The organism is Blautia sp. HA8986 (assembly GCF_056504635.1).
The window spans coordinates 116,695-143,665 of sequence record NZ_JBWLUQ010000003.1 but is presented as its reverse complement, the minus strand read 5'-3'; the positions used below and the strand labels follow the sequence as shown (position 1 = coordinate 143,665).

The window sequence follows — 26,971 nt, the reverse complement described above, 5'->3', positions numbered from 1 at the left end:
TATGGCACTTTTAAAAAAAAGTCCAGTGTTTTTTTGTGTGAATTTAAAACAATTTGATAAATTTTCAGTTATTTTCTTCTAACAGTTGTTTTTTACTAACAGTTGTTTGGAACTAATTTTTAGTCTTTCCAAACTGTTCTTACCTATTATATAGTTATACTATGTTTCCGGTGACAGTATTTCTATCCGATCTTATGTACCGGAAGCAGGGCAAGTGTTCTGATATTCTGCCCTGTGATATCTCCGCAAGCTTTCAGTCCGGCCAGGATCACCTCGTTAAGCTTCTGCCCGGACAAATGGCAGATCGTATCATCATCCAGCTCCACTGTGCAGGCTCCTTTTGTGCTGCAGGCCACACGGTACATGTTCTTTCTGCTGATAGCCCCTATGGACTCTAACGTATTGATCATACGGTATACAGTTGCCACGCCGATCTTCTGATCCAGGGCAAAGGCTCTGTAGTAGATTTCCTTACAGCAGGAGCACTCCCCCTCCAGGATAATGTCCAGAAGGATCATCCTCTGTCTGGTAATACGCAGCCCCCGTTCCTTCAGCTTCTCTATAATAAGATCCTTCTGCATCTGTGTGTGTCGGTAACATCCTGTTCTCTTCTCATCTTTCTCAGCTTCTGTATTCTGCAATCTGAACCCTCCTTTATTATTGAGAGAACTTTTCTTTTCCCTATTAAGTTAGTATACCTCAACTTCAGTTAGCTGTAAATAACTCTTTTGGATTTTTTTTCAGATATTGAGGATTTCGCCGTAATACGGTATACTATTTGGTGAACATGTCCATACGAAACCGTCGTTTTGACAAAATGACGAAAAATCCCCTCTCGTTTTTTCGTCAGAATGACAAGAAACTGCCGGAAACTTTGTACGATTCAGCTCTAGCTCTTTTTCTCCATTTTCGATATACTGTTAACCAGCAAAGGAAATTACGTAAAAACAATATATTAATTTTGGAGGGAAACAACAATGGCAAGTTTATCATTATCTCACATTAATAAAACTTATCCGAACGGCTTCCAGGCTGTTAAAGATTTCAACCTGGAGATCGAAGATAAAGAATTCATCATTTTCGTAGGACCGTCCGGATGTGGTAAATCTACAACACTTCGTATGATCGCAGGTCTTGAGGAGATCAGCGGTGGTACACTGAAGATCGGTGACAAGGTTATGAATGATGTAGAGCCTAAAGACCGTGATATCGCAATGGTATTCCAGAACTACGCTCTGTATCCTCATATGACAGTATATGATAACATGGCATTCGGACTTAAGCTTCGTAAAGTTCCGAAGGATCAGATCGATAAAGCTGTTCGTGAAGCAGCAAGAATCCTTGACCTTGACAAGCTTCTTGATCGTAAACCGAAGGCTCTTTCCGGTGGTCAGAGACAGCGAGTTGCTATGGGACGTGCTATCGTACGTAATCCTAAGGTATTCCTTATGGATGAGCCTCTTTCCAACCTGGATGCTAAACTTCGTGTACAGATGCGTATCGAGATCTCCAAGATCCATCAGAGACTGGGTGCTACAATCATCTATGTAACACATGACCAGACAGAGGCTATGACACTTGGTACCAGAATCGTTGTTATGAAAGACGGTATCGTTCAGCAGGTTGATACACCACAGAACCTGTATCAGAAACCGGGCAACCTTTTCGTTGCAGGATTCATGGGATCTCCGCAGATGAACTTCCTTGACTGCGTTATCTCCGAAAAAGGCGGCAACACAGTTGCTACAATCGGTAACGAGCATGAAGTTATCGTTCCTGCTGCCAAGGCTAAAGTTCTTAAAGACAAAGGCTACATCGGAAAGAAAGTTGTTCTTGGTATCCGTCCTGAGGATATCCATGATTCTCAGATGTTCCTTGAGACATCTCCAAGCAAACCAATGAACTCAGTAGTTAAAGTTTACGAGCTTCTTGGTGCCGAAGTATTCCTGTACTTTGATGTTGACGGAACTCAGATCACAGCACGAGTTGATCCTCGTACAACAGCTAAGACCGGCGATCCGATCAGATTCGCATTCGATATGGAGAAAGCTCACTTCTTCGACAAAGAGACAGAGCTCACAATCACAAACTAATTCTCACAGAATTATAAAAACTGAATTTAACCCCGGGGGATATGATTTCCCGGGGTTTCTTTTTTGCTAAAAAGTTTTACTTGAGAAAGGATCCTGATTTTATGAAAATACAGCAAACACTTCAAAAATCTCTGGAAGACTGGAACCGGATCAGTGGCCTGGATTTCTGTATCCTGGATGAGAACAACCAGATTTACATTACCACCTGTGATAAGAAACTTCCTTCTGTAGAAAAACTGACTCAGTTCCGGGAAGACGCAGCCCTCTGCGTCTCCAACCGCTCCTGCAGTCTCTATAAACTTGATAATGGCTCCGGCGATATGCTGCTGATCGTATGGGGTTCCGGCGATTCTGCTTCTACTATTGGAGAGCTTGCAGTCTGCCAGATTGAGAGCCTTCTCTCTGCCTACGCTGAAAAAACAGACAAGAATTCTTTTATGCAGAATCTTCTTCTTGACCGGTATTCCCAGGTGGAGGCTTTCAATAAAGCTGCCAAGCTGCATATTTCCCCTTCTGTCCGGCGTGCAGTATTCCTGGTTGAGACCAAGCAGCATAAGGATGAAAGTGCACTGGCCACTATCCGAAACATTTTTTCCGCCCGCACCCGGGATTTTATCACAGCCCTGGATGACTCCGGCATTATCGTTGTCCGCGAGCTGCAGAACACTGAGAGCTACGAGGAACTGGACGGCATTGCCTGCATGCTGGTGGATATGCTGAACACAGAGGCTATGACCTCCGCCTGGGTTTCCTACAGCAATGTTGCAGATGATATCATGGAACTTTCTGATGCTTACAAGGAAGCTCGTACAGCCCTGGAAGTAGGAAAGATCTTTTATGCAGAAAAAAACGTCTTCGGATACAATCAGCTTGGTATCGGCCGCCTGATCTATCAGCTACCCACACAGGTCTGCGAGATGTTTGTAAACGAGATTTTCGGAGATGAATCCCTGGAGTCCATTGATGACGAAACTTTGAATATTATCCGAACCTTCTTTGAGAATAACCTGAACCTCTCTGAGACTTCCAGACAGCTATATGTACACAGAAATACACTGGTGTACCGTTTTGAAAAGCTTCAGAAACGTTTTGGACTGGATGTCCGTACTTTTGAGGATGCCCTGGCCTTTAAGCTGGCTATGATGGTGTCGGATTATATTACATATTCCAGAAATCACGGCAAATAATGACTGTTCCTTACTTCAGCAGCATCAGATGCTCCGGCGGAAGATACAGATATTCCGGAAGATCCTGATCCGGATCTTCGGTAAAGCTGTTCTTAGGACGCATCCACCACAAACCTTCGGAAGCTTTCTCTTCTTTATTGGCTATCATGTACTGATGCTCAAATGTTGTCTCCATGTACTCGCTCACCTGTACCGGCATGCAGTTCTCACCAGGTTCTGATGCCGGACGGAGCCAGTGACCACGGATTCCCACATGGGTAATGTCCTCTCCCACCTTCTCTGCTGTATGAAGCTTCAGTTTCCAGTCCTCTGCAAAAATCTCATACTCTCCAAGCTTCTTTATGGAGGAATAATTCTTGCAGCCTGTCAGTCTGGCCGCCTCCATCAGTCCCGGCTGTTCAAAAATGCTCTTTGTCTCGCCTGTCACAAGAATACGGCCCTTGTCCACAATGGAAAGTTCTTTGCAGAATTTGTACGCCTCATCTCTGCTGTGGGTTACAAGGATCATATCGCCCTTGTAATCCTGGAGAAAATCCTGCATTTCTCTCTGTAGCACATCTTTCAGATATCCGTCCAGCGCGGAAAAGGGCTCATCCAGGAGAATAGCTTCCGGTTCACCGATCATCATTCTGGCCAGTGCCACTCTCTGCTGCTGTCCACCGGAAAGCTGGGAAGGATACCGCTTTTCAAGGCCTTCCAGGTGATACCGCCGGATCAGGTCTGCCACTTCCTCCCGGATGGAAGCTTTTCCACCGCGATAACCGCAGCTGATATTCTGTTCCACAGTCATTGTGGGAAAAAGTGCATAATTCTGAAAGAGATAGCCGATTCGCCTCTTCTGCGGCTTCAAATCAATACCTGCCTCAGAATCAAAGACCGTTTTTCCGTTAATGACGATCTTTCCCTTATCCGGTGTCTCAATTCCCGCAATACAGCGAAGAGTCATGCTTTTGCCACTGCCGGATGCGCCAAGTAGCCCGATGGCTGCCGAGCTGCCCTCAAATTTTACTTTCAGGGAAAAATCCCGGAAATTTTTTTCGATATTTATGCTGACTGCCATCAGATCCACCTTCTTGTCTTCATTCCTCTTCCGGATACGATATTGATCAATGCCACGATCGCAAAAGATATCAGCACGATCACAACTACCCAAAAGCCTGCTGTTCCATAGTTCCCAGCTGCTGTTTCTGTCGCAATTGCAACGGAAACTGTTCTCGTTTTTCCCAGAATGTTTCCCGCAAGCATGGAGGTTGCTCCGTACTCACCAATAGCACGTGCAAAGGCCAGCACCGTTCCTGATGCGATTCCAGGTCCTGCTGCAGGCATTACCACCCGCCAGAAAATCTTATTATCACTCATTCCAAGAGTCTGTCCTGCATAGATCAGATTTATGTCCACCTGCTCAAAAGCTGCTCTTGCATTTCTGTACATTAACGGAAATGCGATCACAGCTGCCGCTACCACACAACCTTTCCAGGTCTGCACGATCTTGATATCAAAATTCTCAAGGAGAAAGCTTCCAAGAGGTCTCTTGAGACTGAAGATCAGAAGCAGGAAGAAGCCTGCTACAGTCGGCGGCAGTACAAGAGGAAGTGTTAGGATCCCATCCAGTACTGCTTTCGCACCCGGACGGAGCTTCATGATCTTTCTGGCGCAGAATACTCCCAGAAAAAAAGCGATCACTGTGGCAACCAGCCCTGTTTTTAAGGAGATCCAGAGTGGACTCCAGTTTATTTCTTTTAAAAACTCTGCCATATTTTATCCCAGTCCTGCGCGGATCATTATTTAGATGTGCTGTCTGCAGAATCTGCACTGTCCTTATCTGCTTCTGTGCTGTCTGTATCCTGAGAAGCAGACTCGTCAGCATCTTTATCTGTGTCATCAGCCTCATACGCAGTAAATCCATAGTCTTCAAATACCTTGATCGCTGCATCAGACTCTACATAGTCAAGGAATGCCTCTGCTGCCTTGGTGTCATCCTCAGAAGCCTCTTTATCCTCGATCAGTCCTACCGGATAAAGTACCGGTGTCTGAAGGCTGTCTGCCGGTGCCTCTGCAAGAATCTCTACCTTATCAGCAACTGATGCCGCATCTGTGGCATATACAACACCTATTTCATTACTTCCCTCACTGACTGCTGCCAGAACATCTGTTACATTCTTGCACTCGTTGATCTCCATCTCATTGACCTTGTCCATGATCCCAAGGTTTGTAAAAATCTCACGGGAGTACTGTCCAACCGGAACATCCTCTCCTGCAAGTGCCATATTCTCTGCATCTGTCACATTCTCAAAACCTGTTACCTTAGTCTCACCGTCTGTCGGTTTAATCAGAACAACTTTATTCTCAAGAAGGTCTGCGACGGTATCCTCTTTTGTCAGCTTCTCTTCGGTAAGAGCATCCATCTGCTTGTCTGCTGCTGAGAAGAAAAGATCACAACGTGCTCCTTCCTCGATCTGAGTCTGCAGTGTACCTGAGCTGTCTGCGCTGTAGTAAATGGTTACGTTCGGGTAAAGTTCATTGAAATCCTTCTGGATCTCTTCCATGGAGTTGCTGAGGCTGGCTGCGATAAATGCGTAAACCTCACCTTTCAGTTCCTTGTCACCTTTCAGTTCCTTGTCACCCTGCACTTCTGTGTCTGCTGCGAACACAGTTCCGGTCATAAGACCAGTGGTTAAAACTCCTGCTGTAATGGCTGCTAAGATTTTTTTCTTCATCTTTTTCTTCCTCTTTTGTTTTGTTTCGTTCGGTTTCATTCTGTTTTGAATGATTTCGTCTAATTTTACCGAAATAAAAATTTCTTGTCAAGCCATAAGGCATTGCTGTTTTCCACCGCCCATGCTATCATGAAAAAAAGCTTTACCCTCAACGATCAAAATAAAGAACAAGGAGAAGATATTTATGAAACTCAGTGCACGTAATCAGTTAAAAGGAAAAGTTATCAACATCAACAAGGGAGCTGTAAACTCCATCGTCTCTATTGATATCGGAGGTGGAAACATCATCACTGCAACCATCTCCTGCGCAGCTGTGGAGGAACTGGGACTGAAAGTTGGCTCTGATGCCTATGCTGTGATCAAGGCCACAAGCGTTATGGTGGGAATCGATGAATAAATTTTATACAGCACAGGAAGTCGCAGATAAATTAAAGATCAAAAAAACTACTGTCTACGAGCTGATCAAACGTGGAGAACTTTCCTCTTCAAAAATCGGCAAACAGCTGCGTGTCAGTGAAGAACAACTGAAAGCGTATCTGGACAGTACAGTGCAGTCCAGTATTTCACAGATCCATGACTATCAGCCGGAAAGTTCTCTTCTGAAAAGAGATTACCTGCTCCATTCCAGCGGACTGATCATCAGCGGGCAGTCTTCTCCTGCGCTGGATCTGCTTTTAAACCAGCTGCCTGCACAGCCCGGAAGCCTTCCGGTACTTCAGTCTCATCTGAACACCTACAACGGACTTTACTCCCTCTATTTTGAAAAGGTCCACATTGCCTGTGCAGCGGCTTCTTTTGAAGATATCCAGAGCCTTGTTCCCGGAATTCCGCTTACTGTTCTTCATTTCTACAGCTACGAGATCGGTTTTTATATAAAAAAAGGAAACCCCCGGAATATTCAGGGATTTCCTGATCTGCAGCGCGCAGATATTATTTTTGCCAACCGTGAAAAGGGCAGCAGCCGCAGAGTTTATCTGGACCGCCAGCTAAATAAGCTTGGGATTTCTCCGGAAAACATATCCGGATACCGCAATGAGCTGGTTTCTGACAGCTCCACTGCTGCCGCTGTTGCAGGCGGACAGGCAGATATCGCTCTGGGCGAAGCTTATACTGCCAGAACCTTTACAGATTTGGAATTTCTTCCTCTTGGAACAGAAACCATGTATCTTGTGATGGCATCTTCCAGCTTCAGCAGTCCTGGTTTCCAGGCTGTAGTCAACGCCTTATCCTCCGAATCTTTCCGACAGGCTCTATCTCTACAGACAGGATATGATACCTCACATACAGGAGAAGCTGCACATTTCTGAATGTGCAGCTTCTCCTGTATGTAAGTCTTTGTGTCAATCGGATATTCGCAATCCGCTTTCGCTACTTGCTCATAACCGAATAACTGCTCCGCAGTTTATCAGGAGGGGCTTGTACCCCTCCTGATACAAGTTAGTCCCACCCACTGCTTATTGCTCCTCGCAATTGAAGCAGGGGACTTACTTGATTCGGTTAAATATCAGTTCAGATAGTTGTATACCATGGAAGATATCCTCCGGATTCCATACTGAAGATGGCCTTCGGATGCTCCGCTTGAAAATACACACAGCACATAAGTCGTCTTTTTTCCATAAATAATGGCAATATCGTGCTGTACGGAGCTTGTCTCACCGGTCTTGTTGGCACATACTATACCTGCTGGAAGGCCGGCCGGGATCTTATATCTGACCTGCTGGTTCTTGAGCAGATTCAGCATTTCTTTAGAATACTGTTTTGATACACAGGTTCCACGATAGATATTTTCCAGAAGTTTTCCGCAGTCTTTGGCAGACGCCTGGTTTCTCTTTCCGTCACTTGTGATATAGGAACTTGACGGATGAAGAGTACAATGACATCCTGTATTTGTGTATCCATTCTTTTTCAGATACTTATTGACTGTCGCAGCACCTTTTACAAAACTGCCGCCACCTTGCCTTCTTACCAACTCGTTATAACATTCATTATCACTGACTGTGATCATATTCCACAGCAAACTGTTTATATTAGATGTCTTCTTTAGCTTTCCGCTCTTGATCTGATCGTAGGTTGAGGCCATTACAAAAGCCTTGATGGTACTGGCCGGATACATAGCCTGGTCATTAAGATTGATCACATTTCCTGTCTTTAAATCTTTTACATAGACTGACCAGTTTCCGCCGTAACCAGATGTGTAATTCTTAAGCTGAGCTTTAAATTCACTGAGCGCATATTCTGATTTTGTGCTTTTCTTTCCCTGATAGTCTACATATTTTCCATCGGGTGTTTTCATGTTTTTGGCTATGGTTCCGTTGGATTTCAGATAATATCCGTCTTTCCAGCAGCTGACTTCCATTTTTCCGGTTTTATCCACATAATATTTCCGACTTCTGTAAGTAATCCACCCGGCTTTTTGCGTCAGCCGGCCATTTCCACCGCCAAAATAATAATTACCGTTGTATTTCTTTCCGTTTACAGTGATGTTCATCTTATGGAAATGTGTGTAAAAACATATTCTTCCATAACCGCTGAAATAATAGTAGCCGCTTTTTAACGTGCGGCCGTCAAGCTTTCTGGCTTTTACATAGCGGATTCCTGCTGCCCGGCAGTTGAGTTTTCCCCGTTCTCCTGCATAGTAAACGCCTCCGAAAATTTTTCCATCCAGCTTCTGCTCTGCGATCTTTACAAAGCCCTTCTCTCCCGGCGAAAAACGTCCGTTTGAGTCAGAAACATAATATCCGTCAAATGTCACTCCCTGTACCGTAGTTTTCCTGAAATGATAAACTGCACGTTTCCGTATCAGCCTGCCGTTCTGATCGAATATGTAAATACCGGCATGCAGAAAATCTGTGGGGTTGACTGCAAGATACTGTAATCCTGTAAGTTTTTTCTTCTTTGAATCTCTCAGATACCAGTTCTCACCGGACTTGCAGAGATAACTTCCGCTTTTATCCCGGAATTCGATTTTTTTCTGTGTGGACGCTGCTTTAGTCTCCACCATATTTCCCGCTGAAACAATACAAAAAATTGCCGCAAACATAAACATATATGCAATAGCAGCAATTCTGATCTTCCTTTTTTCTTTCCCCATTTTATTTACTGCCTGCCGGAATCCCGGCAGGCTTTCCTCCTGTGTGCAGATCTCCGTATCAGATGATCCTGTTATTCTTCTGACCAGTCTCCGTTATCGTCCCAGATAATGTCTCCGTCACCGCCATCACCGCTGTCATCGATCACATCATCGCCGCTTCCGCTGTTGCTGTCATCTACATAATTGCCGTCATCACTGCTGTCGCTTCCGCTGTTATCATAATTTCCATCATCGCTGCTGTCACTGCTGTCGTCGCTATTGTCTTCACTATTATCATAGCTTCCGTCATCACTGTTGTCGTCATAACTTCCACCATCACTGTTATCATAGTCTGTATTGTCAGATGTGCTGTCTGTATCTGTGGATGTGTCTGTTACGCTTGAAGTATCTGTACTGTCTGTGGTATCTGTGCTGTCTGTCTCACTGTTATCTGTCTGGATATTTCCCAGTGTGCTCTTCTCTGATTTATCGCTGAGACTTGTGTATGTAAGATATGCTTCTCCGCTGTCGATCAGAAGTTTCGCCTTCTCCATGTCTCCAAGCTCTACAGTATAGATCTCGTAAGCATTTCCGTCTCCATCTACGATCTTCATATCATAGACTGCATTTGTTGCAGAATCCGGTGTATAATACATCTGTACCTGCTCTGCATCCTTGATGGTTGATTCTGCAGGAACGAGATTTTTTCCCCATTCCTCTCCACCGGCTGCACGGAGATAGATCTCACGGATCTCACCTTTCGTGCTGTTGGTAATATATACAAATTTCGCTGTGCTTGTCTTCACGCCGATCAGCTTCGGTGCCGGTGTTGAAGTCGGCAGCGGACTTGTTGTAGCCGGTGCTGCAGTAGGAACTGCTGTCGGAACCGGTGTCGGTGTTACCTCGGTGTCTGTTGATGCGGACTTGCCGCATCCGGCTACTGTCAGTGCTGCAGCAGCGGTCAGTGCGATCATGATCTTTTTATATTTCATAATAATTACCTCCTGAATATTACTTTATGCAAGCAGTGTTTTTCCAATAAAGTATCCAAGTACCAGGATACCGAGAATGATCCTGTACCATCCGAATACCTTGAAATCATGTTTCTTAATATACCCCATCAGGAATTTAATTGCAAGGATGGATACCACAAAAGATACCACAACTCCTACAATAAGAATTACAAACTCCGTGGATGTAAATGCAAAACCGAATTTCACAAGCTTCAGAAGACTGGCTCCGAACATAACAGGAATTGCCAGGAAAAATGTGAACTCAGCTGCCACAGTACGTGATGTTCCTGCAAGAATACCTCCGATGATAGTAGATCCGGAACGGGAAGTTCCCGGGATCACGGAAAGTACCTGGAAGCATCCGATGATTAACGCTGTCTTAAAGGAAAGATCATCAAGTCTTGTGCAGGTTGGTCTGCGGCGTTTATTGTAATTCTCAATAACAATAAAGAGCACACCATAAACGATCAATGCAATGGCAACTACAACGTAGTTATAAAATTTCTTCTCAATAATATCATTAAATGGCAATGCAATGATAATAGTCGGCAGACATGCCACTAAAATCTTAAACCACAGGATCCATTTTTCCTTGTCGCAGTATTTCTCAACAAAGGTAAGTACTACTCTGGATACTGCCGGCTGTTTGCGAAGTGCTATTCTGGTCCGCTTGGGAATCGGCCTTATGTAAAAAGGCCACAGCTTGCTCCAGTACAAGACAACAACAGCCAGGATAGCACCCAGCTGAATAACAACCAGGAAAAATTCCATAAATGCCTCTGACACATTCAGCTTGATAAATTCATCTACCAGGATCATGTGTCCGGTACTGCTGATGGGAAGCCACTCTGTGATTCCCTCCACAATACCAAGAATTATAACCTTCAGCAACTCTATAAAGCTCATACAAACTCCTTTCTCTGCAGCACGTTTCTTTCTTACGTGATGAAATGAAGCTTCTCATTTCTCTCTGCTACATGCAATGAACGTATTCTTTTCATAATTTACGTTCATAATAAGATAAGGACCGAGCCGATGTATAAACGGCGGCCCCGTCCTTATCAGTATATTACATATTTGGTGATTCGTAAACTTTCGAATCTTTTATTTCGCAAAATTTACACAGTTTTTATATTTTGCATTAATTACCGATTATCGATGGTCGCAATATCTACCAGAGTCAAATGATTCAGGTCTGTATTCTCAAGACTGGTAACAAGTGCCTCTGCAGTATCAAGACTTGTCAGTACATTGACACCTGTCTCAATCGCATTTCGACGGATCACGAAACCATCCTTCTGATGCTCAACACCCTGCGGCGGTGTATCGATAACAACATCGATCTTGTGACCAAGGATCAAATCCATAAGGTTCGGAGACGGCTGCTCCAGTTTGTTAGTACGTGTTACCTTGATTCCATTCTCAGTAAGGACATGTGCTGTACCTCTTGTTGCAAAGATACGATATCCCTGAGCCTCGAATCTTCTTGCGATCGGGATAATATCTTCTTTATCTTCATCCTTAACAGTAATGATCATCTGTTTATGCTTCGGAAGACGGATTCCTGCTCCGATAAATGCCTTGTAAAGAGCCTCGTTGAAGGTCTTTGCGATACCAAGACACTCACCTGTGGATTTCATCTCAGGTCCGAGGCTGATATCTGCGCCTCTGATCTTCTCGAAAGAGAATACAGGCATCTTGATTGCAAAGTACTCTGCTTCTTTCTGAAGTCCCGGTGTGTAGCCCAGCTCTTTGATCTTGCGGCCAAGGATCACTCTTGTTGCAAGCGGAACGATCGGGATTCCTGTTACCTTGCTGATGTACGGTACTGTACGGCTGGAACGTGGATTAACCTCGATTACATATACATCCTCACCTACAACGATGAACTGGATATTGATCATACCGATTACATGAAGTGCCTGTGCAAGACGGCGTGTGTACTCGGCGATTGTTTCTTTTGCCTTCTGGCTGATAGTCTGTGCCGGATATACGGAAATACTGTCTCCGGAGTGGATACCTGCGCGCTCAATGTGCTCCATGATTCCAGGGATCAGGATGTCCTCACCATCGCATACTGCATCGACCTCAATCTCTTTACCCATCAGGTACTTGTCAACAAGAATCGGATGCTCCTGTGCGATCTGGTTGATGATTCCGATATACTCCTCCACATCCTCATCGCTGACAGCAATACGCATTCCCTGACCTCCAAGTACATAGGACGGGCGGACAAGTACCGGATATCCCAGCTCATTGGCAGCTTTTTTAGCCTCTTCTGCTGTGAATACGGTGTGCCCCTTCGGTCTCGGGATCTGGCATTTCTCAAGAATGGCATCAAAGAGTTCTCTGTCCTCTGCAGCATCTACGTTCTCAGCAGATGTTCCAAGGATCTTAACGCCCATCTTGATCAGTGCCTCTGTAAGCTTGATGGCTGTCTGTCCGCCGAACTGAACAACCGCTCCGTCCGGCTTCTCGATATTTACAACATTCTCAACATCTTCCGGTGTCAGTGGCTCGAAATACAGCTTATCTGCAATATCAAAGTCTGTACTTACTGTCTCCGGGTTGTTGTTGATGATGATAGTCTCATATCCTTCTTCTGCAAATGCCCATGTACAGTGTACAGAGCAGAAGTCGAACTCGATACCCTGACCGATACGGATCGGGCCGGAACCAAGTACCAGGATCTTTTTCTTATCTTTTGTCTCAACTGCTTCGTTCTCCGTCTGCTCATCACCGTATACAGAGTAGTAGTATGGTGTCTCTGCTGCAAACTCTGCTGCACAGGTATCTACCATCTTGTATGCTGCACGGATTCCGTACTCTTTACGAAGATCTTTGATCTCAGCCTCTGTTTTTCCTGTCAGGTCTGCAATGATGTAGTCCGGGAACTCCAGACGCTTTGCTTCCAGAAGAAGCTCTTTATCCAGCTTCTGAGTCTTAAGAGACTGCTCCATCTCAACAAGGATAGCCAGCTTATCGATGAACCAGATATCGATCTTTGTGATATCGTGAAGCTTCTCCTGGGAAATATTTCTGCGGAGGGCTTCTGCGATCTTCCAGATACGGCGGTCATCTACAATATTCAGCTCGTCCAGCAGCTCCTCATCAGAAAGCTGTGAGAAATCATAGGACATCAGGCTGTCAACGTGCTGCTCCAGGGAACGGATGGCTTTCATTAAGGCACCCTCAAAATTATGGCAGATGCTCATAACCTCTCCTGTAGCTTTCATCTGTGTTGTCAGTGTACGTTTCGCTGTGATGAATTTATCAAATGGCAGACGCGGAATCTTAACAACACAGTAATCCAGCATCGGCTCAAAGCTTGCGTATGTTTTGCCAGTGATGGCGTTCGGAATCTCATCCAGTGTGTATCCAAGTGCGATCTTGGCTGCAACCTTAGCGATCGGATAACCGGTAGCCTTACTTGCAAGTGCAGAAGAACGGCTTACACGAGGGTTAACCTCGATTACACAGTACTCAAAGCTCTCCGGATGAAGAGCGTACTGTACGTTACATCCACCTGTGATGCCAAGCTCTGTGATGATATTAAGAGCAGATGTACGAAGCATCTGATACTCTTTATCTCCAAGTGTCTGGGAAGGAGCAACTACGATGGAGTCACCGGTGTGGACACCAACAGGGTCAATATTCTCCATATTGCAGACTGTGATGCAGTTTCCTGCACTGTCTCGCATTACCTCATACTCGATTTCTTTCCATCCGGCGATACATCTTTCTACAAGAACCTCACCTACACGGGAAAGACGGAGACCATTCTCAAGGATCTCACGAAGCTCCAGCTCATTGTGTGCGATACCGCCGCCACTTCCGCCAAGTGTGTATGCAGGACGGAGAACAACCGGATATCCGATAGTCTGGGTAAACTCAACACCGTCTTCTACAGTTGTAACGACCTTGGATGCTGCAACCGGCTCGCCGATTTTTTCCATGGTGTCCTTGAATTCCTGACGGTCCTCAGCTTTACGGATCGTTGCTGCTGTAGTACCGATAAGGCGTACATTATGCTCTTTCAGGAAGCCCTTCTCCTCAAGCTCCATGGCAAGGTTCAGTCCTGCCTGGCCGCCCAGTGTAGGAAGTACGCTGTCCGGTTTCTCTTTAATGATGAGCTGCTCTACGACCTCAACAGTCAGAGGCTCAATGTAAACTCTGTCTGCAATGTCTTTATCTGTCATGATGGTAGCAGGATTGGAGTTTAAAAGTACAACCTCCATGCCCTCTTCCTTAAGGGAGCGGCATGCCTGGGTTCCTGCATAGTCAAACTCTGCTGCCTGGCCGATTATGATCGGACCTGAGCCGATTACAAGTACTTTTTTTATGTCCTTATTCCTTGGCATTATTTCTCTCCTCCCATCATCTTCATGAATCTGTCAAACAGGTAACTGGAATCCTGTGGTCCCGGGCATGCTTCCGGATGGAACTGTACAGTAAAGATGTTCTTTCCATTGTATGCCATACCTTCGTTTGTTCCGTCGTTGACGTTTACAAATGCAGGATGTGCGATATTTTTCTCCTCAAGGCCTTCTGCGTCTACAACGTAGCCATGGTTCTGAGAAGAAATATAAACTCTTCCTGTCTCCAGGTCTTTAACCGGGTGGTTGCCGCCTCTGTGACCGTATTTCATCTTATGGGTGTCTCCGCCTGTTGCAAGAGCCATCAGCTGATGTCCAAGGCAGATGGCAAAGATCGGTACATCAGAGTCGTAGAGTTTTTTGATCTCTTTAATAATAGAAGTACATTCCTTCGGATCTCCAGGGCCGTTGCTGAGCATGATGCCGTCCGGATTGTCACCGAGGATCTCTTCTGCGGATGTCAGAGCCGGGTAAACAGTAACCTGGCATCCTCTCTCATTCAGTGAGCGTGCAATGTTTTTCTTGGCGCCCAGATCAAGAAGGGCAACCTTCGGTCCGTTCCCCTTAAGCACTTCCTTCTCGTGGCAGGAAACCTTCTCTACCACTTTTCCTGTTGTATATGCTTTCAATCTGGGGATGATTGTATCCAGGTCATAGTTCTCATCAACTGTGATCATTCCGTTCATGGTTCCCTTCTCACGAAGGATCTTAGTCAGTGCTCTGGTATCAATTCCTGCGATTCCCGGAATGTCGTTTTTGCTCAGAAAATGCTGAATAGTGTCTACGCTTCTGAAGTTGCTGGGAACTCGTGATAATTCGCGTACAATAAATCCGTCAATCCACGGCTTCCTTGATTCCTGGTCATCATAACAGATTCCGTAGTTTCCGATCAGCGGATATGTCATACACACCGCCTGTCCTGCGTAAGAAGGATCTGTCATTACTTCCAGATAACCGGTCATGGAAGTGTTAAAGACAATTTCACTGATGACTTCCCTTGCAGAACCAATGCTGGTTCCTGTAAATACATGGCCATCTTCCAATATCAGAAATGCTTTCATACAATCTCCCTTTCTTTGTTCTCTTATTTTATCCTAAATCTTCAAGATTGTATCACAGGAAGCGGCATTTTTCAACACCATACGCCAAAAAAATGTTTAAAACTAACTCAAAATATTTTTTTTGAATTTTTTCAATTTTTTTGAATTTTTCTATTGACATTATCCAATTCCTGAGTTATTATAAGTGAGCAGTCGACGAGCGGAGCAAACAAAGCGAAGCAAGCCGGTTGAAAAAATGCAGGAATGGCGGAATTGGCAGACGCGCAGGCTTCAGGTGCCTGTGGTCGCAAGATCGTGTGGGTTCAAGTCCCATTTCCTGCATTCTTTTTTATTTTATCCAAAATCAAAAAAACAGAAGTGACTGGCCAATCAGCACTTCTGTTTTTTTATTTATATTTCAGATCATAATCTTTTTCTTCCATATAAGACAGGGCTCTCCATTAAACGGAAAGCCCTGTCTTATATATCTGCTGCTTTTTATTCTTTTTTCAGCTCAGATGCTTCTGCTTCTACTGTTTCAGAAATTTTCTCCTCTGCTTCTATTGTTTCTGCTTTAGCCACATCTTCTGCAGTGGCTTTTTCTACTATCTCTTCGTCTGTTTCTTTATCCACAGCATCTTCTGTTCCATCTGCCGGCGCACAGTTCTCAGTATCATCTGTCACCTCAGCCTCAGCTGCGTTCTCAAGCTCCTCATCTGCGACTTCGATCACTTCTGAATTCTTCTCCTCGATCTCCGGCTCCGGGGTCGGACATGCCGCACCACAGTACGGGCAGAAGCTTGCCTCACGCATCACGGCCTTATGGCAAGCCGGACAGAATTTTTCTCCCTTACTGGCCGCAATAGCATCTCTGTAGTGATCGGCTTCCAGTATATGCTGGCTGATTTCCTCACAAATAGCACCTACTTCTCCGTCAACAGCTTCACCACGCTCATAACGTGCATAGATCATTCTTCCGATATCCATCATCAGCTTCTCTGTCATACGCTCCTGTGCAGAAAGCTTGTTGCGAATCTTCTGGATCTCATAAAGATTCTCAGCCTTTGTGCTGAATCCTTTCGCCTTACGTGTCAGTGTATTTCCCAAATCATCCCAGAAACTTTTTGCCATAATTGCCACGCTCCTTTTCTATATGCTTTATAACAGAAACAAAAATTCTCTTATCCTTCCAGTGCCGGAACTTCCTGGCCTCTCATCAGGATCTTAGGACCGCCGTTCCCCTGGATATATCCTTCTGTGATCACAACCTCACCGATATTGACATCCTTCGGGATCTCATACATGATATCCAGCATATACTCCTCAAGGATAGCCCGGAGTGCTCTGGCTCCTGTATGACGCTCCATTGCCTTACGTGCAATGGCATGCAGTGCACCATCCTCGAATTCCAGTTTCACCTCGTCAAGTGCCAGAAGTTTCTGATACTGTTTCAGGATCGCATTCTTAGGCTCTTTGAGAATTTTTACAAGCATATCCTCAGTAAGTCCGTTCAGTGTAAAGATAATCGGAAGTCGGCCGATAAACTCCGGGATCATTCCGAAAGCGCGGAGATCATCTACTGTTACCTTCTCCAGCACATGAGGATCATTATCGTATTTATCCTTCAGATCAGCATAAAATCCGATAGATGCCTGCTTGTTCAGTCTCTCCTTGATGATATTCTCAAGATCCGGGAACGCTCCTCCGCAGATAAACAGAATATTTCTTGTATTGACTGTCACCATAGGTACCATAGCATTCTTGCTGGTTGCACCTACCGGAACCTCAACTTCGCTTCCCTCCAGAAGTTTCAGAAGTCCCTGCTGAACAGCCTCTCCACTTACATCTCTCTGGTTGGTGTTCTTCTTCTTGGCGATCTTGTCGATCTCATCGATGAAGATGATCCCATGCTCTGCTTTCTCCACATCATTGTCTGCTGCAGCAAGAAGCTTGGAAACAACACTCTCAATATCATCACCGATATATCCTGCCTCTGTCAGGGATGTAGCATCTGCAATAGCAAGCGGTACCTGGAGAAGTTTCGCAAGCATCTTCACCAGATATGTCTTACCGCAGCCAGTCGGTCCGATCATAAGCATATTGGATTTCTCGATCTCAATATCGTCCATGGTATCTGTTGCTACTCTCTTATAATGATTATATACAGCTACAGACATTACCTTCTTGGCATATTCCTGGCCGATCACATATTCATCCAGTGTAGCTTTGATCTTATGTGGTGCCGGAATGTCTTTCAGATTGATCACCGGCTTCGGAGTCTCGGATTTCTTTTTGATCTTCTTCGCCTGATTTCCCGGATTCTGAAGGCTGCTCAGATCGATCATGCTTACATTCGGCATGTTAAAAAGATCTGAGTAATTCATATTTCCATTGCTCATCTGAGTATTCATGGTATCAAAACTCTTCTGCATGCAGTCTGCACAGATATGTATATTATTGGGAAGATCGATCATCTTCCCTGCCTGGCTCTCCGGCCTGCGGCATAAAAAGCAGAATTTCTCGTATTTCTGCTCCTGGTCATTGTCTTTGTTGTTATCAAACTGATCTGCCATAATGTTTCCCTTTCTGGTTTTGTAGCGCGGGATACAGAGCATGACGGTACTTCATATTCCGCTCTTCTATATGCTCCAGCCCAAGTATCATACTGCACATTATAACACATAATTTCTATATATAAAAGCATTCATGATTTGGGTTCAGATTAAGTTTTTATAAAAAAATGGAGAGCCACATAATCACTCTGCAGCTCCCCATCTCTGATATTTCCCTTTATATTATTTTTAACTGATCCGCAAGCCTTAATTATCAGAAGCCGGCTTGCTTCCAAGAGTAACTTCTACAGTCTGCTCTTTGTATTCTCCGCTGTCTGCTCTTGCGATCACCACTTCGATAGTCTCGCCAGACTCATAATACTGCAGCTTGGAAACAAGATCATCCTTGCCACTTACTTTCTGACCGTCCAGTTTCACGATAATGTCACCTTTTTTGATTCCGGCCTTGTCTGCTGCGCCACCTTCTGTTACTTCTGTAAGGAAAGCTCCTGCAGGCATATTGTACATCTGGATCGCTTCTGTAGTAAGATCCGCAGCCTTGATTCCCATGTAGCCGACTTTTGAGGAATCTTCCACCTTATCACGTGTCTCACGGTTCATCAGTTCCTCCAGGATCGGCTCTGCCTTGGAGATCGGGATCGCATATCCCATTCCCTCTACCTGGCTGTCTGCATACTTGGCAGCGTTGATTCCGATCACTTCACCCTTCATGTTCAGAAGCGCACCACCGCTGTTGCCGGGATTAATGGCAGCATCTGTCTGGATCAGCCCGCTTGCTTCGCTGTCCTCTGTGCTGATATCTCTGTTCAGGGCACTTACCCAGCCTGAAGTAACAGATTGACCATAGCCAAGTGCATTACCAATGGCAACAACCTGCTCACCAACTACAAGATCATCAGAGCTTCCAAGCTGCGCGATCTTAATCTCCTTCATTGTTTCTTCCGGGATATCGGATTTCTCAACTGCGATCACCGCAAGGTCATTCTCTTCATCTGTCCCTTTGATTTTGGCAGAAACTGCATTCTCCACATCTGCATCACCTTCGGAGCCTGTGTTTCCTGAAAAACTGCTGTCACTGCTGCTGGCCATAGCCTGTGTCTCTTCTTCCGCACCAACTACATCGCTTCCCGCAAAACATACTGTAAGTGTAGTCGCACCGGATACGACATGATTGTTGGTAGCAATCAGAAGCTCATCATCATTTTCACCTACAATGATTCCGGAACCACTTCCAGCACTCTGATACTGACGTGTTCCATATCCGAAAAAGCTCGGGATTTCCTGAACACTGACAGATGTGATAGCTACGATCGATGACATAGTCGCCTGTGCAACTCCTGCTACTGTTCCGCTCTCTGCCACAATGTTCTTTACAGCAGAATCAGAAGAACTGCTGTCTGTACTGTCCTCTGTTTCTGTAAGTGTCTGGGTCTTTTCAACCTGCGTACTGCTGCTGTTACTATTAACGCCAAGCTTATCTGCTGCCATATTTACACCCTGGAAAACAACACCTGCCACCAGTCCGAAAATCACTGCAAGGGAAACTGCTGTAGCTGCTTTTCTGCCGAAGCCGCCATTTCCATTTCCATTGGATGTCCTGGTTTTCCGTGGTTTCTTCGGTGGAATGCTTCCTCCTGCATAGTTGCCCGCCTGGGGCTGATGTACCTGATAATGTGCATATTTCGGTGTATCCATTCCATTCTCATTGTTTACGGCTGTGTCAGAACTGTCTGTACTTTTTCTCTGATTTTCCTGTATCCTCCGTCCTGCCGAATATGGATGTGCCAGCGGTTTGTTATCTATATTATCAGTGCCAGTTTCTGCTGCACTGCCGGTATCTGCATTTCCATTGGTATCCAGAGCATTCTCTTCTGTCAGAACAGTTCGGCCCGTATCCTGTGGATCCTGTCCCCATTTGTTTTCTTCACTCATGATTCTGGTGCTCCTTTCTTGTTTTTTCGTCTCGTATCTTCTTTATGAATCCCAGTTTAACAGGGAATTGTGTTCAAACTGTGATATATCCTTAAAAAAACAGTGATCCTCCACATCTCTGCCATTACCGGTGTTTTTTCCAGTAATATGGACTCATGGTACAGGACAGAATCAGCTTCTCCGGAAGCTTCTGATATCTTTTTCCCAGAAAATATCCTGCGTATTTGGAAGCACTCTGAAAAAACAGGCCCGGGATCAGCCAGATGTGGCCTGTACGTACAAGATAAGCCATGCTTTTTTTTACCAGACGGATTCCTTCTCCCTCAGATGGAACACCTTCAAAAACCTCCGGATGCTCTGCCTGGGAAACGCCCAGATCAAAATTCCTGTGGAACTGCTGCGCGCAGGAATAGTTGTGGGAATGATATACTTTTGCATCTGCTGCATAGACAACCGCATAGCCTTTTTTTACCATCCACCCCGCATAGATCATATCTTCATTAAAAATAGCTCTCTCCGGGAAGCCACCCAGTTCGTCATAGATCCTGTGGTCATAAGCTGCACATACATTAGAACAGAAATAAGTTTTGATTCCCCTGGTCTGTACGTCTTTTTCTGTTTTTATGCAGGACTGAGCCGGATAATTAAAGGAACGGGTATATTTTTCCAGGAAGCGGCAGTCCTCTTTTGGAAGCTGTCTTGCATAAGCAGCACCTGCATTCTCATGATCCACAATGGCTGATACCAGATTCCCGATCAGTTCACGGTCAGCCGGAAGTGCATCCTGAGTCATAAACACAAGGATTTCTGCATCTGAAAGCTCTGCTGCCTTTCTCCTGGTTGCTCCATGATCGAATTCCTCTTTCATAAGATGATGAACCTCTACCAGCGGATAATCGATCTCCCACTGTTTTTTCCAGAACTTTTTCTCCGTATTCATAACAATGATCCTGTTAATAGGATATTTCTGTGCACTGAGACGTTCCAGAAGCTTTTCGAATTCTTCTCCCGGACGGTAAGCCGGAATAATCACATCGATTTTAACTGTACTCATATTTTTCTCCTATCCAGAAAGGACCACCCGATGCTGGATGGTCCTCTCTGCTTATTGATTATTTATTTAGTTTATTCGCCGTCTGTGAGGCTCTCCTCATCAACGGCATAATCATTTTCTCCGGAATAGTCCTCATCTGCGCCATTGTTGGAATAATCCGTGTCATATCCATCATCAGAATCATCGGCACTGTAATCTGTACCACCGCTGTAGTCTGTACCGCCGGAATAATCGATATCATTACTATAATCCGTATCAGTACCGGATGAATAATCCACAGAAGTATCTCCCTGCCAGGAATAGGAATCATCTGTAGTATCATTTGGAATATCTGTTACCGCAGGTGCAGTATCCTGTACCGCATCACCACCGCCGGCAATATTTATGATCTGTGCACTCTTATTCAGAACATCCTGTGTTGGTGAATAATTAGTATTTCCATACAGGAACTGATGCACTTTCAACACATTAGATTCCAGAGTGGCCGGTACGATAACACTTCCCTTAACTGTTGCAAATTTATAGTCTAACGGGAATCCGGTAGTCTCATCAATGCTGTAGCCGATCACTGTCGGGATCATCTTCAGGATCTCAGTCTTGGAAACAGAAGTTGTGACCATCGGGAATACCTGATCCATAATATCAAAGATAGTTGAAAGACCTGCTTTCTTTGCCTTGTCCACGATCATCTGGATCACTCTTCTCTGTCTCTCAGTACGTCCCATATCCAGACTTGCAGTATAACGTATACGGCAGTAGGAGGTAGCCTGTACGCCATTCAGGTGATAAGTGCCCACAGTCGCTTCCTCATCTTCCGGTTTCGGATCCGGAAGTTCCACAGGTGTATAGCTCTTGCCTGTCTCCTCGGAAGTTTCCACACAGTAATTGTTCATGTGGACGATCTCCGCATAGGAAAGTGGGATATCCAGCCCTCCAAGACAGTCTACCACAGTTACAAGTGCATCGAAATCAATGGCAACATAATCTGTGATATTCAGGTCAAGGTTGGTATTCAGCATGGAAACTGCCTGTGTAGGTCCGCCCAGTGCATATGCAGCGTTGGCCTTGGAGTAGGTATCATCTTTTACATTGAGAAGAGTATCTCGGTAAACGGACACCAGCTTGACAGCCTTCGTGTCATTATTGATGCTTGCAATGATGATAGTATCACTGTTCTCTGTGTTCAGCTTCTCATTCTTGCTTCTGTGATCCAGACCGAACAGTGCATATGTGGTATATCCTGTCATCTGCGGTGCCTGATCATTGGTTACGATATCCTGCTCTGCAAGATCTGTCTCCTTAATATCGATCTTATCCAGCTTGGCTGAGATCTGTCCATATACGTACAATCCTCCGATAAACAAAAGCAGTACGATTATTTCCAGGACGAACAGAACTTTTTTGCTCTTTTTCCGAGGTTTTGACATCTTTTTCTTTTCCCCTTTTTAGTATGCATTCTTGTTGATAAAGCCCTTGAATATGGTAAGAAACATGATCTTTATATCAAATCCTACTGACCAGTTCTCAATGTAATAAAGATCACATTCTATCCTCTTTCTTATAGAAGTATCTCCGCGGTAACCATTGACCTGTGCCCATCCGGTAAGTCCCGGACGAACCTGATGCTTGACCATATATCGCGGTATTTCCTCCCGAAACTTCTCTACAAAAAACGGTCTCTCCGGTCTCGGTCCTACAAGGCTCATCTCGCCTTTCAGGATATTAAAAAGCTGCGGAAGCTCATCAAGACTGGTATGCCGCATCAGCTTGCCGATCCCTGTAACTCTTGGATCGTTCTTGACAGTCCATGCTTTCTTCTCTTCAGATTCCTTCTGGATCTCCATGGAACGGAACTTGTACATCCTGAAAGTCTGATTATGAAGCCCTACACGTTCCTGTTTGTAGATCAGCGGTCCCGGTGAGGTCAGCTTGATCAGAATGCACAGGATCAGCATAACCGGAGACGAAACGATAATAGCCACGATCGCGCCTACAATATCCATCGCCCTCTTGATCATTGCATTAAACGTGTTGCTTAAGGGCACATACCGGATATTGATCACCGGAAGCCCGAGAATGTCTTCTGTATATGGTTTGGTCGGAATAATATTATTATAATCCGGAATAAATTTCGTATGCACTCCTGACTTTTCGCATAAGCTAACGATCTCTTCCAGACGATAATACTCACTTAATCCCAGGGTAATAGCTATCTCATCCAGCCGACTGGACGGGAGGATGATCATAAGGTTGGCAATCCTTCCGATCACCTTGATTCCCTTGTAGGTCGTACCTGCCGGTACATTATCATCCAGTATTCCCCTGATCACGTATCCCCATTGCGGATTCTGCAGGATCCTGTCTACATATTCCTCAGCAGCACGGCTGTATCCAACCAGCAGCACCTGTTTCTGGTTCATTCCTTTCTTTCGCATGTCTCTCAGAATATAAAAAATAAACATACGCACGCCCCACTCAAGGACAATGTTGATAAAGCAGAAAGAAACCAGTGTAAGACGGGAATAATCCAGCTCTTTAAAATTATAAAGCGCAAACATGATAATAAGGAGCCCTAACGCATTCGCCTTCACAATTCCGGCGAGCACGAGACGACGCCCCTGCATCCGCATCGGTGTATAGAGGTCAAAAGCCTGATACAGAAGCAGATAGCCCGGAATAATGAATATCAGCATAAACATATATTCCTGAACAGTCTTGGACTGTACCGCGGAATGCTCAAAAATTCCCTGGAAACGAATCAGCCATGCCAGTGCATAGGAGGCCGCGACCACAAATACATCGATCAGCATATGGAGACGACTGAAATTTTTCTGGTTATCTTTAATCAATTTCCGCCACCTCATTTAAGTTCATTGCCTTTATCTTATAATAGATGAAACCCAAAAGCAACAAAATCTTCCCTGTGAAATATAAAAATTCTGTAAAAATATGGTGTTTTAACCGGCAAAACGCCTAAAAATGTTGATCCAGAGTTCAAACTGGAGCCCGATATAGCGAGGCAGATTCCTCATGGAAAACCTTACTTTTTTGTTTTTCCGGCTGATCTGGAAGCCGTTCTTGATGCCTGCCAGGTACTCACGGCCGAATCCCTTTGAAGTAAAAAACAGGATTTTTGCCCCGAATCCCACAATGAAAAACGGCAGATTCAGTATGATCTGAAGGAACGGCATGTTCTTGTATATCAGGTAAATATTATTTCTGGAGGAATAGCGTATCTTGAACTGGTTATATCTGGAACCGCTTGTTCCGCTTCCTACATGATAAACTTTTGCTTTTGGTGCATACCAGTTCTCATATCCGTGGATACGTGCCCGGTATCCGATATCCAGATCTTCCAGATATGCAAAATGCTCCTCATCAAAATCGCCGATCCTGTCAATATACTTCTTTCTGTATATTGCAGCACCTGCACAGGTGGAAAAAATCTTCTGTTCTTTATCATAATTGCTGATATCCTTGCCTTTTCCTCTGGCATAGGCCCAGCCAAGTGCGCAGTAATAATTGCCTGCATCATCCATCTTATCTCTGTCATGAAGCTGGATCATTTTTGCCTGGCAGGAAAAAGCCTTCCTGTGTCTTCGAAGAGCCGCCACCATCTCCTCAAGGAAATCGGTTTCCGCCTCTGTATCGTTGTTCAGAAGCAGTACATAAGGAGATCTCGCTGCATGGATCCCTTCATTAACTGCCCTGCTGAAACCATAGTTCTCCGGAAGCTGGATCATATGCACCCAGGGATATTCCGCTGCCACAAAAGCACAGCTTCCGTCTGTAGATCCGTTATCTACCAGTATTACTTCAAAATTACTGATCGTCTGTCTTTCCAGGCTGGAAAGAACACCGTCCAGATATGCCATACCATTAAAGTTAGGTATAACTACCGAAACTTCCTGCATTGATTCATCCCTTCTTCTTTCCCATTCCCGGAAGTGGTTTCAGGGAATAATTCCATTTTGTAAGGGAAAGATTTTTGTTGTAGTAAGGATCTCCATTCCTGAGGATATCCAGCCAGTGACAGCGCATATACTCGATCTCCGTCTGAAAACGACGGACTTTCTCATCGCTGTCTTCCGTACCTCTTGATTTCGACTCGTAATGGTACAGTTTCACATATGGATCGTAAACGATCAGATGGCCGTGGCTTCTCACTTTCAGACAGAGATCCACGTCATTAAATGCAACTGCAAGTTCCTCGGTAAAACCACCTGCCTCCAGGAAAACGGATTTCTTCATCATCATGCATGCAGCTGTCACACAGCTCATATCCTGCAGGATCGATGCCTTATGAAGATATCCGGTTCTCTCTGCCGGCATGTTTACAAACATATTTCCGGCAATCCCGCCCATACCAACAACACAGCCTGCATGCTGGATGGTATTGTCCGGGTAAATCAGCTTCGCACCAACTGCTCCCACTTCCTTACGCTGGCATACGCCGAGCATTTCTGTAAGCCAGTCCGGATCAATGATCTTCACGTCATTATTCAGAAAAAGAAGATAATCACCTTTTGCATTACGGACACCGAAGTTATTGATAGCTGAATAGTTAAATTCTTTTTTCCAGCGGATCAGATGAACCTTTGGATCTCCGGAAAGCTGTCTGTAGTAATTGAAGATCTCATCGGAGCTACTGTTGTTCTCCACGATGATGATCTCGTAATTCTTATAGGAAGTTTTTGAAAAGATGGATTCCACACATTCCTTAAGTGTTTCTTTCTCCTCACGGTTCGGGATGATAATGGACACCAGTGGTTCGCCCTGCACCGGATATTTCACGCGGTAAAATCCAAAATCCGGAGTGTGCTCCACAGTTCCCTTCGTCCCTGTTCTGTCAAGATTACCCTCAATGGCTCGTCTTCCTGCTTCGAATGCATACATCTTACTTGCCGGGTTATCTGCTGTGGAAGATTTATGGGTACGCCAGTGATACAGGATTTCCGGCACATGGATCACTTCTCTTGCCTGTTCCACACAGCGGAAGATAAAATCATAATCCTGGGCTCCGTCAAATTCCCTGCGGAATCCACCGGCCTTCTCAACTACATTTCGTCTTACCACCAGAAAATGACAGATATAATTGTTGGATCTAAGAAGATCCAGGTTGAAATCCGGTTTCAGATGAGGCTGGAAATGTTCGGTAAGATCTGTTGTCACCTTATCCTCATCTGTGTACACAATGTCTGCTTCCGGATGTTTCTCCAGGGCTGATACGATCTCATAGAGTGCATTTGGTGCAAGCAGGTCATCGTGATCCAGAAGTCCCACGAAATCCCCCTTCGCCATAGCAAAAGCTGCGTTGGTATTCTCAGCAATGCCAAGATTCTCCTTCAGATCCTGATACCTGATGCGGCTGTCCATCTCTGCATAGGATCTCAGCACAGTTTCCATATCTTTATCTTCCGGGCTTCCGTTGGCCAGACACAGTTCCCAGTTCTCATAGGTCTGTGCAAGAAGTGAATCCAACATCTGTCTTAAAAAGCGCTCCGGTGTCAGATACGCCGGCACTACAATGCTGATAAGCGGGCCGTCCTTAAATTTATGTCTGCGCTGTTTTTCCAGGGCTTCCTCTGTTGGCTGATATGCTTCATACCACGGTCCGTATGGAACTTCCTCGGGTTCGAATCTCTCATGAAGACGGATCCAGAACTCTTTCAGGCCGTAATGCTTCAGATATCTCAGCCCTTTCTGTACTGTATAGGGTGAAAGCTTTTTTACAAGTCTGTCCCATTGAATTTTTCCTGTGGAATCATCTTTACTCATATATTTTCTCCGTATTACTCAATTTGATAGATGTATTTTAACATTGTAGCATTTTTTTTGCAAGAAAGAGAGAAAATGTGTTATACTTGCTTAGAATATGATTGCTGGTCACAGAGTGAACAGCAACCTTTATCATAC

General features: G+C 44.9%; 21 protein-coding genes and 1 tRNA gene. 5 read left to right on the top strand and 17 right to left on the bottom strand.

Annotated features, from left to right (window positions below; genetic code table 11):
- Window positions 1-182 precede the first annotated feature (182 nt).
- A complete protein-coding gene (locus AC04Q4_RS15415; protein ID WP_173738614.1) occupies window positions 183-581 on the bottom strand; it encodes a transcriptional repressor in 399 nt (132 codons plus the stop codon).
- A 396-nt stretch (window positions 582-977) separates the two neighbouring features.
- Between AC04Q4_RS15415 and AC04Q4_RS15410 the strand changes: the two genes are divergently transcribed.
- A complete protein-coding gene (locus AC04Q4_RS15410; protein ID WP_173738593.1) occupies window positions 978-2,093 on the top strand; it encodes an ABC transporter ATP-binding protein in 1,116 nt (371 codons plus the stop codon).
- Window positions 2,094-2,194: 101 nt separating this feature from the next.
- The gene (locus AC04Q4_RS15405; RefSeq protein ID WP_173738592.1) at window positions 2,195-3,280 is read left to right on the top strand and encodes a PucR family transcriptional regulator; all 1,086 of its coding nucleotides are present in this window, start codon (window positions 2,195-2,197) and stop codon (window positions 3,278-3,280) included.
- Window positions 3,281-3,290: 10 nt separating this feature from the next.
- Here the strand turns inward: AC04Q4_RS15405 and AC04Q4_RS15400 are convergent, their stop codons facing one another.
- From AC04Q4_RS15400 to modA, 3 genes are read right to left on the bottom strand one after another with little or no spacing between them, the layout of a single operon-like run.
- Window positions 3,291-4,340: a sulfate/molybdate ABC transporter ATP-binding protein gene (locus AC04Q4_RS15400; RefSeq protein WP_195455922.1), complete on the bottom strand. Its 1,050-nt coding sequence runs from the start codon at window positions 4,338-4,340 to the stop codon at window positions 3,291-3,293.
- A complete protein-coding gene (gene modB / locus AC04Q4_RS15395) occupies window positions 4,340-5,035 on the bottom strand; it encodes a molybdate ABC transporter permease subunit (protein WP_173738590.1) in 696 nt (231 codons plus the stop codon). The genes AC04Q4_RS15400 and modB overlap by 1 nt, the downstream gene beginning before the upstream one ends.
- Window positions 5,036-5,061: 26 nt before the next feature.
- Window positions 5,062-5,997 (bottom strand): molybdate ABC transporter substrate-binding protein, encoded by a 936-nt coding sequence (gene modA, locus AC04Q4_RS15390; protein ID WP_173738589.1) that lies wholly within the window; start codon window positions 5,995-5,997, stop codon window positions 5,062-5,064.
- 184 nt (window positions 5,998-6,181) lie between these two features.
- Here modA and AC04Q4_RS15385 point away from each other — a divergent pair, with 184 nt between their 5' ends.
- Both AC04Q4_RS15385 and AC04Q4_RS15380 read left to right on the top strand, forming a co-directional pair.
- Window positions 6,182-6,394 (top strand): TOBE domain-containing protein, encoded by a 213-nt coding sequence (locus tag AC04Q4_RS15385; RefSeq protein WP_118062004.1) that lies wholly within the window; start codon window positions 6,182-6,184, stop codon window positions 6,392-6,394.
- Window positions 6,387-7,304: a helix-turn-helix transcriptional regulator gene (locus AC04Q4_RS15380; RefSeq protein WP_173738588.1), complete on the top strand. Its 918-nt coding sequence runs from the start codon at window positions 6,387-6,389 to the stop codon at window positions 7,302-7,304. Before AC04Q4_RS15385 ends, AC04Q4_RS15380 begins: the two co-directional genes overlap by 8 nt.
- Before the next feature lie 197 nt (window positions 7,305-7,501).
- Here AC04Q4_RS15380 and AC04Q4_RS15375 read toward each other — a convergent pair whose 3' ends face one another.
- The 5 genes from AC04Q4_RS15375 to AC04Q4_RS15355 form a co-directional block, all read right to left on the bottom strand.
- The gene (locus AC04Q4_RS15375) at window positions 7,502-9,088 is read right to left on the bottom strand and encodes a serine hydrolase (protein WP_173738587.1); all 1,587 of its coding nucleotides are present in this window, start codon (window positions 9,086-9,088) and stop codon (window positions 7,502-7,504) included.
- Between the two features lie 71 nt (window positions 9,089-9,159).
- Window positions 9,160-10,059: an SPOR domain-containing protein gene (locus AC04Q4_RS15370; RefSeq protein WP_476389254.1), complete on the bottom strand. Its 900-nt coding sequence runs from the start codon at window positions 10,057-10,059 to the stop codon at window positions 9,160-9,162.
- Window positions 10,060-10,083: 24 nt separating this feature from the next.
- Window positions 10,084-10,986: an undecaprenyl-diphosphate phosphatase gene (locus AC04Q4_RS15365; RefSeq protein WP_173738585.1), complete on the bottom strand. Its 903-nt coding sequence runs from the start codon at window positions 10,984-10,986 to the stop codon at window positions 10,084-10,086.
- A 239-nt stretch (window positions 10,987-11,225) separates the two neighbouring features.
- Window positions 11,226-14,441 carry a carbamoyl-phosphate synthase large subunit gene (carB, locus tag AC04Q4_RS15360; RefSeq protein ID WP_173755727.1) on the bottom strand — a complete coding sequence of 1,072 codons (3,216 nt, stop codon included), beginning with the start codon at window positions 14,439-14,441 and terminating at the stop codon, window positions 11,226-11,228.
- On the bottom strand, window positions 14,441-15,517 hold the full coding sequence (locus AC04Q4_RS15355; RefSeq protein WP_119239138.1) for a carbamoyl phosphate synthase small subunit: 1,077 nt from the start codon (window positions 15,515-15,517) through the stop codon (window positions 14,441-14,443). Before AC04Q4_RS15355 ends, carB begins: the two co-directional genes overlap by 1 nt.
- A 237-nt stretch (window positions 15,518-15,754) precedes the next feature.
- Here AC04Q4_RS15355 and AC04Q4_RS15350 point away from each other — a divergent pair.
- Window positions 15,755-15,838: transfer RNA gene (locus AC04Q4_RS15350), tRNA-Leu, on the top strand.
- A 156-nt stretch (window positions 15,839-15,994) separates the two neighbouring features.
- Here AC04Q4_RS15350 and AC04Q4_RS15345 read toward each other — a convergent pair.
- The 8 genes from AC04Q4_RS15345 to AC04Q4_RS15310 all read right to left on the bottom strand — a co-directional run bounded on the left by AC04Q4_RS15345 (window position 15,995) and on the right by AC04Q4_RS15310 (window position 26,833).
- Window positions 15,995-16,627 carry a zinc ribbon domain-containing protein gene (locus AC04Q4_RS15345; protein WP_173755726.1) on the bottom strand — a complete coding sequence of 211 codons (633 nt, stop codon included), beginning with the start codon at window positions 16,625-16,627 and terminating at the stop codon, window positions 15,995-15,997.
- Window positions 16,628-16,677: 50 nt separating this feature from the next.
- Window positions 16,678-18,069 carry an ATP-dependent Clp protease ATP-binding subunit ClpX gene (gene clpX, locus AC04Q4_RS15340; protein WP_173755725.1) on the bottom strand — a complete coding sequence of 464 codons (1,392 nt, stop codon included), beginning with the start codon at window positions 18,067-18,069 and terminating at the stop codon, window positions 16,678-16,680.
- A gap of 246 nt (window positions 18,070-18,315) precedes the next feature.
- On the bottom strand, window positions 18,316-20,001 hold the full coding sequence (locus AC04Q4_RS15335) for a S1C family serine protease (RefSeq protein WP_243873891.1): 1,686 nt from the start codon (window positions 19,999-20,001) through the stop codon (window positions 18,316-18,318).
- A gap of 124 nt (window positions 20,002-20,125) precedes the next feature.
- Window positions 20,126-21,055, bottom strand: coding sequence for a glycosyltransferase family 2 protein (locus AC04Q4_RS15330; RefSeq protein WP_173738581.1), 930 nt, complete (start codon window positions 21,053-21,055; stop codon window positions 20,126-20,128).
- Window positions 21,056-21,126: 71 nt separating this feature from the next.
- The gene (locus AC04Q4_RS15325) at window positions 21,127-22,482 is read right to left on the bottom strand and encodes an LCP family protein (RefSeq protein ID WP_173738580.1); all 1,356 of its coding nucleotides are present in this window, start codon (window positions 22,480-22,482) and stop codon (window positions 21,127-21,129) included.
- 18 nt (window positions 22,483-22,500) lie between these two features.
- Window positions 22,501-23,904: an undecaprenyl-phosphate glucose phosphotransferase gene (locus AC04Q4_RS15320; RefSeq protein ID WP_173738579.1), complete on the bottom strand. Its 1,404-nt coding sequence runs from the start codon at window positions 23,902-23,904 to the stop codon at window positions 22,501-22,503.
- A 108-nt stretch (window positions 23,905-24,012) separates the two neighbouring features.
- Entirely contained in the window at window positions 24,013-24,969 is a 957-nt protein-coding gene (locus AC04Q4_RS15315; protein ID WP_476389253.1) for a glycosyltransferase, read from the bottom strand.
- A 4-nt stretch (window positions 24,970-24,973) separates the two neighbouring features.
- Window positions 24,974-26,833 carry a glycosyltransferase family 2 protein gene (locus AC04Q4_RS15310; protein ID WP_178773244.1) on the bottom strand — a complete coding sequence of 620 codons (1,860 nt, stop codon included), beginning with the start codon at window positions 26,831-26,833 and terminating at the stop codon, window positions 24,974-24,976.
- Between the last annotated feature and the right edge of the window lie 138 nt (window positions 26,834-26,971).

Excerpts from the sequence above, each read along its gene's own strand:
- AC04Q4_RS15415 (WP_173738614.1), bottom strand. The coding sequence starts at position 581 with ATGCAGAAGGATCTTATTATAGAGAAGCTGAAGGAACGGGGGCTGCGT.
- AC04Q4_RS15410 (WP_173738593.1), top strand. The coding sequence starts at position 978 with ATGGCAAGTTTATCATTATCTCACATTAATAAAACTTATCCGAACGGC.
- AC04Q4_RS15405 (WP_173738592.1), top strand. The coding sequence starts at position 2,195 with ATGAAAATACAGCAAACACTTCAAAAATCTCTGGAAGACTGGAACCGG.
- AC04Q4_RS15400 (WP_195455922.1), bottom strand. The coding sequence starts at position 4,340 with ATGGCAGTCAGCATAAATATCGAAAAAAATTTCCGGGATTTTTCCCTG.
- modB (WP_173738590.1), bottom strand. The coding sequence starts at position 5,035 with ATGGCAGAGTTTTTAAAAGAAATAAACTGGAGTCCACTCTGGATCTCC.
- modA (WP_173738589.1), bottom strand. The coding sequence starts at position 5,997 with ATGAAGAAAAAAATCTTAGCAGCCATTACAGCAGGAGTTTTAACCACT.
- AC04Q4_RS15385 (WP_118062004.1), top strand. The coding sequence starts at position 6,182 with ATGAAACTCAGTGCACGTAATCAGTTAAAAGGAAAAGTTATCAACATC.
- AC04Q4_RS15380 (WP_173738588.1), top strand. The coding sequence starts at position 6,387 with ATGAATAAATTTTATACAGCACAGGAAGTCGCAGATAAATTAAAGATC.
- AC04Q4_RS15375 (WP_173738587.1), bottom strand. The coding sequence starts at position 9,088 with ATGGGGAAAGAAAAAAGGAAGATCAGAATTGCTGCTATTGCATATATG.
- AC04Q4_RS15370 (WP_476389254.1), bottom strand. The coding sequence starts at position 10,059 with ATGAAATATAAAAAGATCATGATCGCACTGACCGCTGCTGCAGCACTG.
- AC04Q4_RS15365 (WP_173738585.1), bottom strand. The coding sequence starts at position 10,986 with ATGAGCTTTATAGAGTTGCTGAAGGTTATAATTCTTGGTATTGTGGAG.
- carB (WP_173755727.1), bottom strand. The coding sequence starts at position 14,441 with ATGCCAAGGAATAAGGACATAAAAAAAGTACTTGTAATCGGCTCAGGT.
- AC04Q4_RS15355 (WP_119239138.1), bottom strand. The coding sequence starts at position 15,517 with ATGAAAGCATTTCTGATATTGGAAGATGGCCATGTATTTACAGGAACC.
- AC04Q4_RS15345 (WP_173755726.1), bottom strand. The coding sequence starts at position 16,627 with ATGGCAAAAAGTTTCTGGGATGATTTGGGAAATACACTGACACGTAAG.
- clpX (WP_173755725.1), bottom strand. The coding sequence starts at position 18,069 with ATGGCAGATCAGTTTGATAACAACAAAGACAATGACCAGGAGCAGAAA.
- AC04Q4_RS15335 (WP_243873891.1), bottom strand. The coding sequence starts at position 20,001 with ATGAGTGAAGAAAACAAATGGGGACAGGATCCACAGGATACGGGCCGA.
- AC04Q4_RS15330 (WP_173738581.1), bottom strand. The coding sequence starts at position 21,055 with ATGAGTACAGTTAAAATCGATGTGATTATTCCGGCTTACCGTCCGGGA.
- AC04Q4_RS15325 (WP_173738580.1), bottom strand. The coding sequence starts at position 22,482 with ATGTCAAAACCTCGGAAAAAGAGCAAAAAAGTTCTGTTCGTCCTGGAA.
- AC04Q4_RS15315 (WP_476389253.1), bottom strand. The coding sequence starts at position 24,969 with ATGCAGGAAGTTTCGGTAGTTATACCTAACTTTAATGGTATGGCATAT.
- AC04Q4_RS15310 (WP_178773244.1), bottom strand. The coding sequence starts at position 26,833 with ATGAGTAAAGATGATTCCACAGGAAAAATTCAATGGGACAGACTTGTA.